General features: G+C 35.1%; 10 protein-coding genes. All 10 read left to right on the forward strand.

The window, feature by feature from the left end:
* Positions 1–8: 8 nt before the first annotated feature.
* The 10 genes from BN38_RS06065 (at position 9) to xdhC (ending at position 15,293) form a co-directional block, all read left to right on the forward strand.
* Complete coding sequence (locus BN38_RS06065; RefSeq protein ID WP_044566072.1) at positions 9–1,343, forward strand: YgeY family selenium metabolism-linked hydrolase; 1,335 nt, start codon at positions 9–11, stop codon at positions 1,341–1,343.
* 17 nt (positions 1,344–1,360) lie between these two features.
* Positions 1,361–2,824, forward strand: coding sequence for an NCS1 family nucleobase:cation symporter-1 (locus BN38_RS06070; protein WP_044566073.1), 1,464 nt, complete (start codon positions 1,361–1,363; stop codon positions 2,822–2,824).
* Positions 2,825–2,842: 18 nt separating this feature from the next.
* On the forward strand, positions 2,843–4,207 hold the full coding sequence (gene hydA / locus BN38_RS06075) for a dihydropyrimidinase (RefSeq protein WP_044566074.1): 1,365 nt from the start codon (positions 2,843–2,845) through the stop codon (positions 4,205–4,207).
* A gap of 410 nt (positions 4,208–4,617) precedes the next feature.
* Positions 4,618–7,191: an FAD-dependent oxidoreductase gene (locus BN38_RS06080; RefSeq protein WP_044566075.1), complete on the forward strand. Its 2,574-nt coding sequence runs from the start codon at positions 4,618–4,620 to the stop codon at positions 7,189–7,191.
* Between the two features lie 9 nt (positions 7,192–7,200).
* A complete protein-coding gene (gene ssnA / locus BN38_RS06085; protein WP_044566076.1) occupies positions 7,201–8,520 on the forward strand; it encodes a putative aminohydrolase SsnA in 1,320 nt (439 codons plus the stop codon).
* A 99-nt stretch (positions 8,521–8,619) separates the two neighbouring features.
* Positions 8,620–9,999: a uracil-xanthine permease family protein gene (locus tag BN38_RS06090; RefSeq protein WP_044566077.1), complete on the forward strand. Its 1,380-nt coding sequence runs from the start codon at positions 8,620–8,622 to the stop codon at positions 9,997–9,999.
* A gap of 63 nt (positions 10,000–10,062) precedes the next feature.
* Entirely contained in the window at positions 10,063–11,436 is a 1,374-nt protein-coding gene (locus BN38_RS06095; protein ID WP_044566078.1) for a uracil-xanthine permease family protein, read from the forward strand.
* Positions 11,437–11,498: 62 nt separating this feature from the next.
* Complete coding sequence (gene xdhA / locus BN38_RS06100; RefSeq protein ID WP_044566079.1) at positions 11,499–13,793, forward strand: xanthine dehydrogenase subunit XdhA; 2,295 nt, start codon at positions 11,499–11,501, stop codon at positions 13,791–13,793.
* An 11-nt stretch (positions 13,794–13,804) separates the two neighbouring features.
* On the forward strand, positions 13,805–14,689 hold the full coding sequence (gene xdhB / locus BN38_RS06105; protein WP_044566080.1) for a xanthine dehydrogenase subunit XdhB: 885 nt from the start codon (positions 13,805–13,807) through the stop codon (positions 14,687–14,689).
* Entirely contained in the window at positions 14,682–15,293 is a 612-nt protein-coding gene (gene xdhC / locus BN38_RS06110) for a xanthine dehydrogenase subunit XdhC (protein WP_044566081.1), read from the forward strand. Before xdhB ends, xdhC begins: the two co-directional genes overlap by 8 nt.
* The last annotated feature ends 46 nt before the right edge of the window (positions 15,294–15,339 follow it).

Here is a 15,339-nt window from a genome sequence, read left to right on the forward strand (position 1 = left end):
AGGTTAAAATGACAGAATTTCAAAATATTGACTTTGATGCTATAAAAGTAAAAGCGGGTGAATATAAAGAAGACATGGTAGCTTTCTTAAGAGATTTAATCAAGCTTAAGGGAGAATCCTGCGAAGAGGGTGACAAAGCAAAAAGAATTAAAGAAGAAATGGAAAAACTAGGCTTTGACAAAGCTTGGATTGATGGCCAAGGCAATGTTCTTGGAGAAATGGGAACAGGTAAAACACAAATCGCTTTTGATGGTCACATTGATACAGTTGGTATCGGAAATATCGAGAACTGGGAATTTGACCCATACGAAGGATTTGAAGACGAAAACTTAATCGGTGGACGTGGTGGATCAGACCAACTTGGTGGACCAGTTTCTGCAGTATACGGTGCAAAAATCCTTAAAGACTTAGGCTATCTAAATGATGATTACAGAGTTCTTGTTACAGGAACAGTTCAAGAAGAAGACTGTGATGGAAACTGCTGGTTATACATGATAGAACAAGAAGGTATAAAACCAGAATTTGTAGTATCAACAGAACCTACAGACGGCGGAATCTATAGAGGCCAAAGAGGAAGAATGGAAATGAGAGTTGACGTACAAGGTATATCATGCCACGGTTCAGCTCCAGAAAGAGGAGACAACGCAATCTATAAGATGGCTGACATCCTAAAAGAAATCGAAGCACTAAACGAAAACCCTGCTGATGACACTGTTGAAATCAAGGGTCTAGTAAAGATGCTTGACGAAAAATACAACCCTGAATACAAAGAAGCAAACTTTTTAGGTCGTGGAACAGTTACAACAAGCCAAATCTTCTATACATCTCCATCAAGATGTGCAGTAGCTGACTCATGTTCTATCTCTCTTGATAGAAGAATGACAGCTGGGGAAACATGGGAATCTTGCATAAAAGAAATCGAAGATTTACCATCAGTTAAAAAACACGGTGCAAAAGTATCTATGTATGACTACAAGAGAGCAAGCTGGACAGGACTTGAATATGAACAAGAAGCTTACTTCCCAACATGGGTAATCCCAGAAGACCACGTAGTTACAAAAGCTCTTGAAAATGCATATAAGAACCTATACGGAGATAAGAGAATCGCTCCACCAATCGCTAAAGAAGAAGAAAAGAGAGCTGCTCGTCCACTAACAGACAAATGGACATTCTCAACAAATGGTGTTGCAATAATGGGTCGTCACAATATCCCAACCATAGGATTTGGACCAGGAGCAGAAGACCAAGCTCACGCACCAAACGAAGTTACATTTAAACAAGACCTTGTAACATGCGCTGCAGTATATGCTGCTCTACCACTTGTTTACACACAAAATAAATAAATTTAGAGGTTGAACTTATGGAAAATAAAATAACTCAAATTCAGAAAGGTGACATAGTTGATCTGACATCAGCTGGGTTAAATGAAATTAATAATTATCCTAATGACTTTAACGAAATAAGTGCCCCTATAAGTTCAAAGAATAGAGACTGGTTTATAAGAGATATTGCTAACCTTTGGATAGGAATGATTGTATCAATCGCAGTATATCAAGTGGCCAGTGGGCTTCTTGTTTCTGGCATGTCGTGGAGTCAAGCTTTGTTAACAGTAGTAATGGGCCACACCATAGTAATGGGTGTGGCTATTGCTCTAGGACATTTCGGTACTAAATATGGTATGTCATATCCAATGCTTAGTAAAATTGTATTCGGAAAGCGTGGTACTATTTTTCCTTCTCTTATTCGTGCTATACTTGGAGTCTTCTGGTTTGGTGTTCAAGCGTGGATAGGTGGTCAGGCGGTTCATACAATTATAGGTGCTATTTTCCCTGAATGGTTAAATATGGGGTTTACTTCCCAGTTTATTTCTTTCTTAATATTTTGGGCAATAAATGTTTATATTGCGGCATATGGAAGTAAAGCAGTAAAAGCTTTGGAGGGTATATCTGCTCCTATACTTATAGTTCTAAGTCTAGTTGTAATAGTTTGGGCGTTCTCAGTAGCAGATTGGAACTTTACAAAACTATTTAGTGCTCCTGTACTTCAAGCAAAAGAAGGAGTAAGTTTTTGGACACTATTTTGGCCAGCTTTATCAGCTATGATTGCATTTGATGGTGGGATTGCTTTATCAATGCCAGATTTCACTAGACATTGTGTTGATCAAAAAGCACAATCAATAGGACAAATTATAAGTGCTCCACTAATGACATTCTATATATCTTTTGTGGGAATTTGTGGTACTGCTGGAGGATTGCTTGCATTTGGCAAAGAAATATGGGAACCAGCTATTTTGGTATCTAATTTTAATAGTCCTATAATTAGAGTGGTTTTTTCTTTGTTCATAATTATGGCAGTATTAACAACTAATGTTGCTGGAAACTTAGTTCCACCAGTTAATATTGCAGCTACTTTAACAAAAAATAAGTTTGATTATAAACGTGTTACAATTTTTGTTGCTTTACTTGCATTTCTTGCTAGGCCTTGGGATAGTTTATCATCAGCATATAACCTAATATTTAATGTGACTCAATTATTAGGGGCGTTGATAGGACCTATTTCTGGTATTTATATAGTATCATATTTCTTTGAATATAAGACAGATATTGATATTGTTGATGCTTATAAGATCCAAGATGGTAAGTATTATTATAATAACGGATGGAATATTCCAGTTATAATTTTATTTTTAGCTATAACAGTTTTAATATTTGTTGCAAAATTTGTTCCATCTATTAATTGGATTTTTAATAATGCGTACGTATTTGGTGTGATTTTTACAGGTATGTTATATTTTCTTTATTTGAAAATATTCAAAAAATATTAAATATTGTGGGGTGTTTTAATGAATTTAGTTATAAAAAATGCAAACTTATTAGGAAACAATTTAGTAGATATTAAAATTCAAAACGAAAAGATTAAAGAAATTGGAAAAGATCTTTATAATGATCAATATGAAGTTTTTGATGCAGATGGGAAAATCGTTATCCCTGGTGGGGTAGATGTTCATACACATTTCACACTTGATCTAGGTAAATATATCGCCGTTGATGATTTTTACACTGGATCAGTTGCAGCGGCACATGGAGGAACAACTACTATAGTAGATCATATTTCTTTTGGTAATCGTGGTACATCTGTTAGTGACATGGTTAATAAATATCATATAAAAGCTGATGGCAATGCAATCATTGATTACTCTTTTCACGGAGCAATTCAAGAGGTTAACGATATAATTTTAGATGAATTTGAATCTCTTTATAATGAAGGAATTGTTTCTACGAAAATTTATACAACCTATGGTGGAAAAATTGATGACTCTTCAATTCTTAAAGTTCTCCAAAAGGCTAAAGAAGTAGGAACTGTTGTATGTGTACATTGTGAAAATGATGGAATGATTCTAGAACTTAGAGACCAAGCACAGAAAGCTGGTCATAACGAACCAATATATCACGCATATACTAGACCAGATGTGACAGAAGCCGAAGCTATAAATAGGCTTTCTTATCTATCAGAATTAGCAGGTGATCCTACACTTTATATTGTTCATACATCAACTGAAGCTGGTTTAAATGAAATCAAGGCAGCTAGGGCAAGAGGATTAAAAAATATTCATTGTGAAACATGTACTCAATACTTATTATTGGACGAATCAAAACTTATTGATGGTGGAAACTCTGAAGGAATAAAGTATATTTGTGCGCCTCCATTAAGGAAAAAATCTGACAATGAAGCTTTATGGGAAGGTATAATAAAAGGTGATGTTGAAGTAGTAGCAACAGATCATTGCCCATTCTTTTATGAAAAAGAAAAACTTCCATTCAAAGACGATTTTTATTCATGCCCCGGTGGTATACCTGGAGTAGAGGAAAGAGTGGAATTAATATTAACCGAAGGTATGAAAAGAGGAATAAGTATGGAAAGATTAATAGAAGTTTTGGTGGAAAATCCTGCAAAAATTTTTGGAATGTATCCCAAAAAAGGAATTTTATCTCCAGGATCTGATGCAGATATAGTAATATTAGAAGAAAAGCCTTATACTATTACGCAGTCTAATCGTCATTCTAAGGTTGATTACACCACTTATGAAGGATTTGCATCTGATTTTAAAGTAAATACAGTTTTAAGCAGAGGACAATTTTTAATTAAAAACAACGATTATGTTGCTAATAAAGGTCAAGGAAAATTTATAAAAAGAATATTTAAATAGTTATATTATGATAAAAAAATTTTGGTGGCCTAGGACTTAAATGCCCTTGGCATTACACCATATTAAAATGGAGATCTTATAATAAATGGATTATTACAATGCTAAGATCTATAAAATAATTGTTACATACGATGGGAACGTTTTAGTTATGATTATATTGCTAGCGCTCATATTTTGAGTGATTTAAAAAATGAAACTGCACTTAGCTTCATAAATAGAAAATAAGCTCAAAAAGGCTACGCTAACTTTATTTAATTGTGAGGCAAACTATAATTAAATAATAGATTTAATTAGGGTTAATTAAAAAAACAAACACTTTTAATTCTGATTAAGAATAAGAGTGTTTTTTTACTACATATTATTAAGGACGGACATTCATAATAAAATGTAGATGACAAAGGGAGGTTACTATGAGTGATTATATGAGACCCATAGAATTTGATAAGCTCATCAAATGGGCTATAGACGAATACAATACTTATGGAACATGTTTTTCCATTGCAAAGGAAAAATTTTACAAGAATAATTCTGGCAAAGTTCTAAAGACTGTTTTTAACGAAGAGATTACATCTCCTGTAGGACCAGCGGCAGGCCCACACAGCCAGCTAGCACAAAATATAATAGCATCCTACCTAACAGGATCTAGATATATAGAACTTAAAACTGTCCAAGTTATGGATGGAGAAGAAATTATGGCAGCCATACCAAAGCCATGTATTATAAGCGAAGATGAAGCCTATAATTGCGAATGGTCAACTGAACTTACAGTAAAGAGAGCCCTAGAAGAATATGTAAAAAGTCACATAGCAATCCAAGTATTGGCCAAAGAATTTGCCTTGGCTGACAAAAAAGATTTCAGCTTAAATATGTCTGCTGGTTACAATCTAGAGGGAATAAAGAACAAAAAAATTGATGACTTCTTAGAAGGATTAAAAGATGCATCAAATCTAGATGTATATAAAGATTCTATCAGATTTTTAAAAGAAAATGTCAATTTATTTAAAAACGTGACAGCTGAAGATATTGATAAAATAGAACCAATGGTTTGTAACTCTATTACACTTTCAACTATGCACGGATGTCCTGCAGATGAAATAGAATCCATAGCAAAATATCTGCTAGAAGAAAAACACTTACATACATATGTAAAATGTAACCCAACACTTGTAGGTTATGACTATGCCAGAAATATAATGGATGAACTTGGTTTTGCTTATGTAAACTTTAGTGATCACCATTTCAAAAATGATTTACAATTTGAGGATGCAATTAAAATTCTAAATAATTTACTAGAAATTGGTAAAAAAGAAGGTCTCACATTTGGTGTTAAATTATCAAACACTATGCCAGTTTTACAAAAGAAAAATGAACTCCCTTCAGAAGAAATGTATATGTCAGGTAGAAGCTTACTTCCACTAACTATTACAGTTGCTAAAAAGCTAGTAGATGAGTTTGGAGATAAACTTCCTATGAGTTACTGTGGGGGAGCGGACGCTTCTAATGTATACGAATTATTTGAAATATTTAACCAACCTATCACAGTATCAACAACTCTACTAAAGCCAGGTGGGTACTATAGAATCAAACAACTAGCTGAAATTACTGAGCCCCTATTAGGTAGCAAATATGCTGGAGTGGACAAGGAAAAACTTGATGATTTCTACGAAAAACTAACAAACTCTGATACTTACAAGAAAAATCCTAAGAAAAAAGTAAGGGATAGAAAATGGCTAACAGACTTGCCACTTATAGATTGTTTCCAAGCTCCTTGCCAGACTGACGGTTGTCCTATTAACCAACAAGTAGCAGCTTACATCCACTACGCTAAGAATGGTGACTATAAAAAAGCTATGGAAGTAATAGCTATAGATAACACGGCTCCAGCTATCTTATCTGAAACTTGCTATCAGTTCTGTAAAAAATCTTGTACTAGAGTCGACTATGAAGAGGGTCTAGAGATAAGAGAAATTAAAAAATTAGTTACTAGCAAGGCTCAAGAAGATTTTGTAAAAAATATAAAAATTTGTGAAGCTAAAACTGACAAAAAAGTTCTTATTGTAGGTGCAGGTCCTGCAGGTCTAGCATCGGCTATATTTTTAAAGAGAAATGGCATTGATGTAAAGGTAATTGAAAAATCTGATAATGCTTATGGTTATGCAAATAATTTAGTTAGTGAAGATATAATTCAAAAAGACCTAGACCTTGTAAATGCTTATGGAATAGAAATTGAATATAATACTGAATTTACTGGTGACTTTGATGATTATAATCAATACAATTATGTAATAATAGCAACTGGGAAAGAAACAGATTTTGAAATCTACAAAAATCTAGGCATAAATATAGATGATAAAAATAAAGTGGCTCTTCTTGATAGTCTAGAATCAAGCAAAGAAAATGTATATTTTGCTGGAGATATCCTAAAGGGCAAAAAATCTATTGTTCACGCTATTGGATCAGCCAAGACAATTACAAAAGATATACTAAGAAAAGAAAAAATTGATCACGATTTCATAGAAGTTGACTACCAAGTAGACAGAAAAGATGTGATTTCAAAAAGAGGAAACTTAGTAAACTATTTCAGGGATAGCAAAGAAGAAAGTTCAAGATGCCTATCATGTGATATGATTTGTGAGATTTGTACTGAAGTTTGCCCAAACAGAGCAAACGTAGCTATATCTGTAGCTGGTCTTGGTAATCAAATAATCCACTTAGATGGTATGTGCAACGAATGTGGCAACTGTGATTCCTTCTGTCCACATATAGGAAAACCTTATAAAGACAAATTTACAGTATTTTGGACTGACTTTGACTTTGAAGAGTCTACAAATACAGGATTCTTGAAGCTAGATGATGGCAAGTATAGGATAAGACTTACTAATAAAAACATAATAGAAGCTAGCCTTTATGATGAAAAAATTGATGATACTACAAGAAAATTTATAGAAACAATTGAAAATAACTATAAATTTTACCTAAAATAGGAGTAAGTAATGATTATAGCAGGTGGTAAACTAATAACCAATGATAAAAATAACAATTTCTACGAAAATGGAGCTGTTGTTATTGAAGATAATGTTATTAAAGAAGTTGGTCCATATGATGATATTATAAAAAAATATCCGGATGAAGAAGTAGTTGATGCTAAGGGCAAACTTATCATGCCAGGTTTGATATGTGCTCACTCTCATATTTACTCAACCTATGCTAGGGGAATGAGTGTATCTAAACCAACTGATAACTTCATCCACGTCTTAGAAAACCAATGGTGGGCATTGGATAAAAGCCTCACTCTAGAAGATGTGAAGCTAAATGGACTTGTGACTTATATGGAATCGGTCTCAAACGGTGTGACCACACTAATCGACCACCATGCAGGGCCAAATTCCATAGAAGGTTCTCTATTTACCCTTGCAGATGCAGCAAAAGATGTTGGAATAAGAACTTCCCTTTGCTATGAAGTATCAGATAGGGATGGACTTGAAAAAAGAGATCTAGGCATAGCAGAAAATATCAATTGGATCAAAGAAGCACAAAGGCGAGATGATATGGCAAGTGGACTATTTGGTATACATGCATCATTTACAGTTTCAGATGAAACTCTAGACAAATCTCGCCAAGCTATGGAGGGACTATATGACGGTTATCACGTTCATATTGCCGAGGGCCTTGATGATCAATGGATTACTTTAGAAAAATATGGAAAAAGAGTTGTGGAACGCTTGGAAGGATTTGGTATCTTTTCTAGAAATACTCTTGCTGTTCACAACGTTCATATCAATCCACTTGAGATAAGTATTCTAAAACACCATGACACCATGGCAATCTTCAACCCAGAAAGTAACATGAACAATGCTGTTGGTGCTCCTCCAGTTTTGAACTTCTTAGACAAGGGACTCTTAGTTGGTATCGGAACAGATGCTTATACTAATGATATGTTTGAATCTATGAAAGTTTCAAACATACTAATGAGCCATGAAAGTGCTGATCCAACTAAAGGTTTTTCAGAATCCCTACACTTACAATTTAAAAACAACCCGCTAATCATGGAAAGGTACCTCAAAAGACCAGTTGGTCGCATAGAAAGCGGTGCATATGCAGATATTATCTTACTAGATTATGATCCTGTAACTCCACTAAATGCCAACAACTGGGGAGGTCATGTACTATTTGGTCTAAGTGGTAAGTGCGTATCTGATACCATTATTAATGGTAAGTTTGTAATGAAAGATAGAGAAATCTTGGGAGTGGACAGACCTCTAATTCACGCTAAATCAAGAGAGAGAGCAAAAGAAATTTGGAAAAATTTATAAATAGGGGCGTCAGTATTCGCCCTCTATACCAATAAATAAATAATACTATAGAAAAAGTTTTCAATATAGTTTATAATTAAAAAATAGAAAGGAAGATTTATGGAAAATAATAACAAACAAGTGTCAGTTAACACCTCGCTGTTTGATGTTGATGGTAAGCCAGAGTTTAAAAAAGCTTTTCCGATTGCTTTGCAACACTTGCTAGCGATGATAGTTGGAAACACACTTCCATCAATAGTACTGACTAACACATTAAAGGACACACCTTACGCCCTAACACCTGAACAATCGATATATCTTATCCAAGCAGGTATGTTTGTGGCGGCCCTTGCAACTTTCTTGCAATTATACCCGATAGTTAAGCTTGGACTTGGTTCAAGACTTCCTATGATTATGGGAACATCCTTTGCTTATATACCTGTAATTGTATCTGTTGCAGTTAAATACGGTATAGGTGCAGTGTTTGCTGCACAAATTATTGGTGGTATTGTTGCATTTTTAGTTGGAATGAATATCAAACGACTCTATAAGTATTTCCCACCGATGGTATCGGGTACAGTAGTTTTGACCATTGGTCTATCTCTATATTCTGTAGCTTTAAATTATATGGCTGGAGGTAATGGTAACCCTAACCAAGGAAATATGGAATATTGGATTGTTGCTGTTATCACACTTGTTATAGTTTTAATCTGTAATATGTTTGGTAAAGGAATTATTAAATTATCTGCAATTTTAATTGGTATTATTGGTGGTTACATAGCTTCATTATTCTTTAATATTGTAAACTTTGAGCCATTAGCAAATGCAGCTTGGTTTACAATCCCAAGAATACTACCTTTTTCCTTAGAATTCCACTGGGATGCCTGTCTAACAATGGCTGTAATGTTTACAGTAAACTCTATCCAAGCAGTTGGAGATTTCTCTTCAACAACAGCTGGTGGTATGAATAGACAGCCAACAGAAGAAGAGCTAGAGGGCGGTATCAAAGCCTACGGTTTAACAAATATGATTTCTGCATTTATTGGTGGACTTCCTACAGCTTCTTATAGCCAAAACGTTGGTATAGTAAGCTTGACAAAAGTTGTTTCAAGAGCAGTTTTAAAAATAACTGCTATAATGATCCTTATAGCTGGATTTATACCAAAATTTGGAGCCTTGATGCTTTCAGTTCCACAAGCTGTAATAGGTGGAGCTACAGTTACAGTATTTGCTCAAATAACCATGAGTGGTATGAGACTTATCACTTCTGATGAAATGAGTTCTAGAAATGTTACAATCACGGGTCTTGCCATTGCACTTGGTATGGGTATTACTCAATTAAATCCAACAGCTTTAGAAAAATTCCCAGAATGGTTTAGAATGGTCTTTACTTCTTCACCAGTAGTACTTGCTACACTTATTGTATTTTTACTAAATATAATATTGCCAAAGAAAACAATAGCTGAAGAAGAACAAGAAAGACGAGAAATGGATAAATAAAACTTAACATAGGCCACCTAATTTAAGGTGGCCACATTATCTTTAAATAAAAGGGAGGCAGAGATGTCAAATACATATAATAATCTATTTAAATACGAAGCTGATGTTTCAAACAAAGAATCTTTTCCACTAGCTTTACAACACGTAATAGTGATGATTGCAGGATGTATAGCTCCTCCGATAATCCTAGCTGGTGCGATAGGCTTATCTGCAGAGGATTCTACTATTTTGGTACAAATGTCACTGATAGGATCAGCTCTAACAACACTATTGATGCTATATCCAATAGGTAAAATAGGCTCTCGTCTTCCTATGATTTATGGAGTTAGTTTTGCTTATATACCAACAATGCTAGCTCTAGGTGGCCAATACCAAGATTTAGGGCCTAAGAACATTATAGCTATAATACTTGGAGCGCAGTTAATAGGAGCCCTTGCATCAATAGTTTTTGGCTATGGACTAAAATACATACTCCCATATTTCCCACCTCTAGTATCAGGTACTGTAGTTTTGTGTATAGGTCTATCCTTATATCCTGTTGCTATCCAAAATATGGGTGGAGGTGGAGATCTAACCATGGCTGGATGGGGATCTTGGCAATATTGGCTAGTAGCAGTTATTACGCTCATAGCAAATATTGGTTTTACACATTTTGGTAAAGGATTTTCAAGGCTAGCCTCAGTATTACTTGCTATGATAGTTGGCTATATTGTTTCATTTTTCTTTAATATGGTTGATTTATCATCAGTAAGCACAGCACCAATGTTTTCACTAATTAAGCCAATGCACTTTGGTATAAGATTTAATGGATCAGCTATAGCTTCATTTGTAATTATTTTCATAGTTACAGCCATAGAAGGTATAGGAGATATGAGCTCTACAACCATAGGTGGAATGGATAGGGTTCCAACGGATGATGAGCTTCGTGGCGGAATAATTGGCTATGGTATAGCAAACTTAGTAGGAACTATTATTGGAACACTACCAACAGCTACTTTTTCACAAAATGCTGGTATAGTTTCAATCAACAAAGTAATAAATAAAAAAGTGTTTACTCAAGCTGCAATAATAATTCTTGTAGCAGGACTTTTCCCAAAACTTTCAGCATTTCTAACTTCAATACCAGCACCAGTAATTGGCGGAGCAACTCTTTCAATTTTTGCTGCTATTACCATGAATGGTATTCGCATGATTGCTAACCAACCACTTACACTTAGAAATACCTCTATAGTAGGAGTATCTGTGGCCATAGGTTTTGGTTTTACAACAGTAGTTACAGCTGCCAATGCGGCAGGTGTATCATTTATGCCAAATAGCCTCGAAGTTGCAATAGGTGCATCTCCAGTAGTCTTAGCTGCTATTTCTGCAGTACTTATGAACATAATAATTCCAGAAAAAGAAGAAGACAAACAAATTGGTGAAAGCTTAATTGGATAAAAATTTTATGTTATAATAAAAAGACATAAATCGCTTACAAAAGATTTAGGAAAGGAAAACTTATGTACGTAGGAGAAAGCGTTAAAAGAGTTGATGCTTTTGATAAGGTAACAGGTAGGGCAAAATTTACCGAAGATCTTATCCCGAAAGAAGCATATGCAAGTAAAATTATCCATTCGAAAATTGCTCATGGTAGAGTAAAAGAAATAGATACATCAGAAGCTATGAAAGTTCCTGGTGTGGTAAAGATTGTCACTTGTTTTGATGTCCCTGATCACACTTTTCCAACAGCTGGCCACCCATGGTCAACTGAAAAAGAACACCAAGATATAGCCGATAGAAAACTTTTAAATGAACACGTAAGATATATTGGCGATGAAATTGCTGTTGTTATAGGCCTTGATGAAGTAGCTTGCTTAGAAGCTAGTAAGCTTATCAAAGTAAGCTATGAAGAGTATGATGCTCACTTTGATGTCTTTGACTCAATGGAAAATGCCAAGGTATTAATCCACGATGAGAACCCAAATAATATCCTAAAACATACTACAAATATAAGAGGTGATTTTGATGAGGCTATCAAAGAAGAAGGCCTTATCAAAGTAGAGGGCTGGTATGATACTCCAGTAGTTCAACATGCCCACCTTGAAAATCCAGATGTTTATGCTTACGAAGAAGCAGGAAAAATCGTGGTAGTAGCATCTACTCAGATACCTCACATAGTAAGAAGGGTAATTGGTCAAGCCCTTGGTATAGGTTGGGGAAAGATTAAACTAGTTAAACCATACATAGGCGGAGGTTTTGGCAACAAACAAGACGCACTTTACGAACCACTTTGTGCATTTTTGACAACACAAGTAGGTGGTCACCCGGTAAAAATTCTTCCAAGTCGTGAAGAAACCTTCGTATCAACAAGAACAAGACACTCCATCAAATTCCATATAGTTTCCTACGTTAGGAAAGATGGAAGCTTTGCAGCAAGAGAAATGCAAATGTACTCAAATAATGGTGGCTATGCTTCTCACGGACACTCTATAGCATCCAAAGGTCTTAATTGCTTCCATCAGCTATATCCTTGTGATAATATAAAAGCAGAAGCTTATACTGTTTATACAAACTTACCAGCTGCAGGTGCTATGCGTGGTTATGGTATACCTCAAGCTATGTTTGCCTATGAGGCTCACCATGACGATATAGCAAAGGCCCTTGGTGTAGATCCACTAGAATTAAAATATAATAATGTTATGCCACAAGGTTATGTGGATCCTTTCTCACACAACGAAAACTATTACGATTCATTCAGACAATGCCTAGATTTAGGTGCTGAAAAAATGGATTATTGGAATAAAAAGGAAGCATACAAGAACCAAAGTGGAGATGTAAGACGTGGAGTAGGATGTGCAGTTTATTGGTATAATACTGGGGTCTATCCTATTTCCCTTGAAACATCTTCCTGTAGAATGATAGTTGCAGAGGATGGGTCTGTTAGCCTTCAATTGGCAGAAACAGAAATTAGCCAAGGTGCTGATACAGTATTTTCACAAATGGCAGCAGATGCTTTAGGTATGAATATCAAAGATATCCATATCATAAGCACCCAGGATACAGACGTGGCACCATTTGGTCAAGGTGCATACGCATCTCGTCAAACATATATGGCAAGTTTTGCTATCACAAAAACTGCCCATGAATTAAAAGAAAAAATATTAAATCAAGCCTACCTACAAACAAGGATTACACCAGCAAACTTAGATCTTGTAGATAGTAAGATTATTAGAACAACTGATGGTAGAGAGCTTCTCACAATGGAAGAGCTTGCCACAGAATCCCTATATACTCTAAAGGAAAATGCCCAACACCTTACAGCTGAGACAACTCATACAGTTAGAACCAATGCTTATTCTTTTGGTGCTAGCTTTGCTGAAGTTGAAGTTGACATTCCTCTTGGAAAAGTAAAAGTTATAAAACTTATTAATATCCATGATGCTGGTAGAATTATAAACCCACAACTAGCTGAAGCCCAAGCTCACGGTGGTATGTCAATGGCTTTAGGATATGCTTTGACAGAAGAATTAAAATACTCTGAAGGCGGAGCAACCCTAAATGATAACCTATTAGACTATAAACTTTCTACAACAACAGACACACCTGATATGGAAGTATATTTCATAGAAAATCATGAACCAACAAGTCCTTTCCAAACTAAATCTTTGGGAGAGCCACCAACTTGTTCACCAGCTCCAGCTATAAGAAATGCAGTCTTAAATGCGACTGGAATTTCTTTTAACAAATTACCATTAACTCCTCATTTATTAATTCCAACTTTCAAAGAAGAGGGATTGATAGATAACGACTTATAGGAGGGACATTTATGTACGATATAAAAAGTATAGATGAAGCTTATACAGTAAAAGAAGCCATAGATAAACTAAAAGAAGACCCTGAGCTTAGGATTATTGCAGGTGGAACCGATGTTTTAGTAAAGATAAGAGATGGAAAGATGTCCGATAGCAAACTCTTATCCATTCACTACATTGATGAGCTAAGAAAAATTGAACTTTTAGAAGATGAATCTATCAAAATTGGAGCCTTAAATACATTTACAAAAATTGCTGAAGATCCAATCATAAAAGAAAGAGTCCCACAATTAGCAAAGGCAGTTCTTACTGCAGGTGGACCACAGCTTAGAAATGCAGCAACCATTGGTGGAAATGTCTGTAACGCAGCACCATCAGCTGATAGTGCTCCTTGCTTATTCACCCTTGATGCAATAGTTATGATAGCAGGTCCACAAGGGCAAAGAGAAGTGCCTATAACAGAATTCTATATATCTTTTGGCCAAGTTGACCTAAAAGAGGGTGAATTTGTAACAGGATTTAGAATAACTAAAGAAAATTATGACTCATACCTTGGTTACTACTACAAATATGCCATGAGAAATGCTATGGACATTGCAACAAGCTCTTGTGCTGTAAATGTTAAGCTAAATGATGATTTAACAATTGAAGAAATAAAGGCTTGCTATGGTGTAGCAGCATCTACTCCAGTAAGAGTATATGAAGCAGAAAAAGCATATAAACGCAAGGAATTAAACGACGAAAACATAAAAGGTTTTTCAAAACTGGCCCTAAAAGAGCTAAGTCCAAGAGATTCTTGGAGGGCCTCAAAAGAGATGAGAATCCAAGTCTTATATGAAATTTGTGTCAGAAGTTTAAAAGAGTGCTTAGAAAAAAAGAAAGGACTAATCAATGCATAGTAGAGAATATGGTCCATTTGCACCAAAGGAAGTTGAATTAACTTATCAAAAACCAGAATTTAAAAAAATATCTTGCACCATTAATGGCATACCAGTAGAAAAAATGGTAGATAAAAGAGCATCTCTTACAGACTTTTTGAGAAAAAATATGGGCCTTACATCTGTAAAAAAAGGATGTGAAGTTGGAGAGTGTGGAGCTTGCTCAGTCCTAATAGATGGTAAAAGCGTTGATTCTTGCTTATACTTAGCAATATGGGCTGATGGCAAAGACCTATGGACAACTGAGGGTCTTATGGCAAGTGATGGATCGATTTCTATAATCCAACAAGCTTTTATAGACCATGCAGCAGTACAATGTGGATTTTGTACACCAGGCTTTATTATAACAGCAACAGAAATAGTTCAAAGAGGCAAAAGATACTCGAGAGATGAACTAAAGGTATTACTTGCTGGAAATATGTGTCGTTGTACAGGCTATGAAAATATTTTTAGGGCTGTTGAAGATGCTATTGAAGTTGAAATAGCAAGCAGAAACCTAGACCTTGAAACCGATAAGGCTATTGAAGAAGACAACAGATACCACGATCCACAAATTAAAGATTAATAATTAGCACTCTTAGTTGAGTGCTTAATCTTGAAAATGGGTAATA

It is taken from the genome of Anaerococcus provencensis (assembly GCF_000312365.2).
In the GTDB taxonomy this organism is placed as follows: domain Bacteria; phylum Bacillota; class Clostridia; order Tissierellales; family Peptoniphilaceae; genus Anaerococcus; species Anaerococcus provencensis.

What these genes read in the sequence shown, in the direction of transcription:
- BN38_RS06065 (WP_044566072.1), top strand. Translation starts at nt 9, where the DNA reads ATGACAGAATTTCAAAATATTGACTTTGATGCTATAAAAGTAAAAGCG.
- BN38_RS06070 (WP_044566073.1), top strand. Translation starts at nt 1,361, where the DNA reads ATGGAAAATAAAATAACTCAAATTCAGAAAGGTGACATAGTTGATCTG.
- hydA (WP_044566074.1), top strand. Translation starts at nt 2,843, where the DNA reads ATGAATTTAGTTATAAAAAATGCAAACTTATTAGGAAACAATTTAGTA.
- BN38_RS06080 (WP_044566075.1), top strand. Translation starts at nt 4,618, where the DNA reads ATGAGTGATTATATGAGACCCATAGAATTTGATAAGCTCATCAAATGG.
- ssnA (WP_044566076.1), top strand. Translation starts at nt 7,201, where the DNA reads ATGATTATAGCAGGTGGTAAACTAATAACCAATGATAAAAATAACAAT.
- BN38_RS06090 (WP_044566077.1), top strand. Translation starts at nt 8,620, where the DNA reads ATGGAAAATAATAACAAACAAGTGTCAGTTAACACCTCGCTGTTTGAT.
- BN38_RS06095 (WP_044566078.1), top strand. Translation starts at nt 10,063, where the DNA reads ATGTCAAATACATATAATAATCTATTTAAATACGAAGCTGATGTTTCA.
- xdhA (WP_044566079.1), top strand. Translation starts at nt 11,499, where the DNA reads ATGTACGTAGGAGAAAGCGTTAAAAGAGTTGATGCTTTTGATAAGGTA.
- xdhB (WP_044566080.1), top strand. Translation starts at nt 13,805, where the DNA reads ATGTACGATATAAAAAGTATAGATGAAGCTTATACAGTAAAAGAAGCC.
- xdhC (WP_044566081.1), top strand. Translation starts at nt 14,682, where the DNA reads ATGCATAGTAGAGAATATGGTCCATTTGCACCAAAGGAAGTTGAATTA.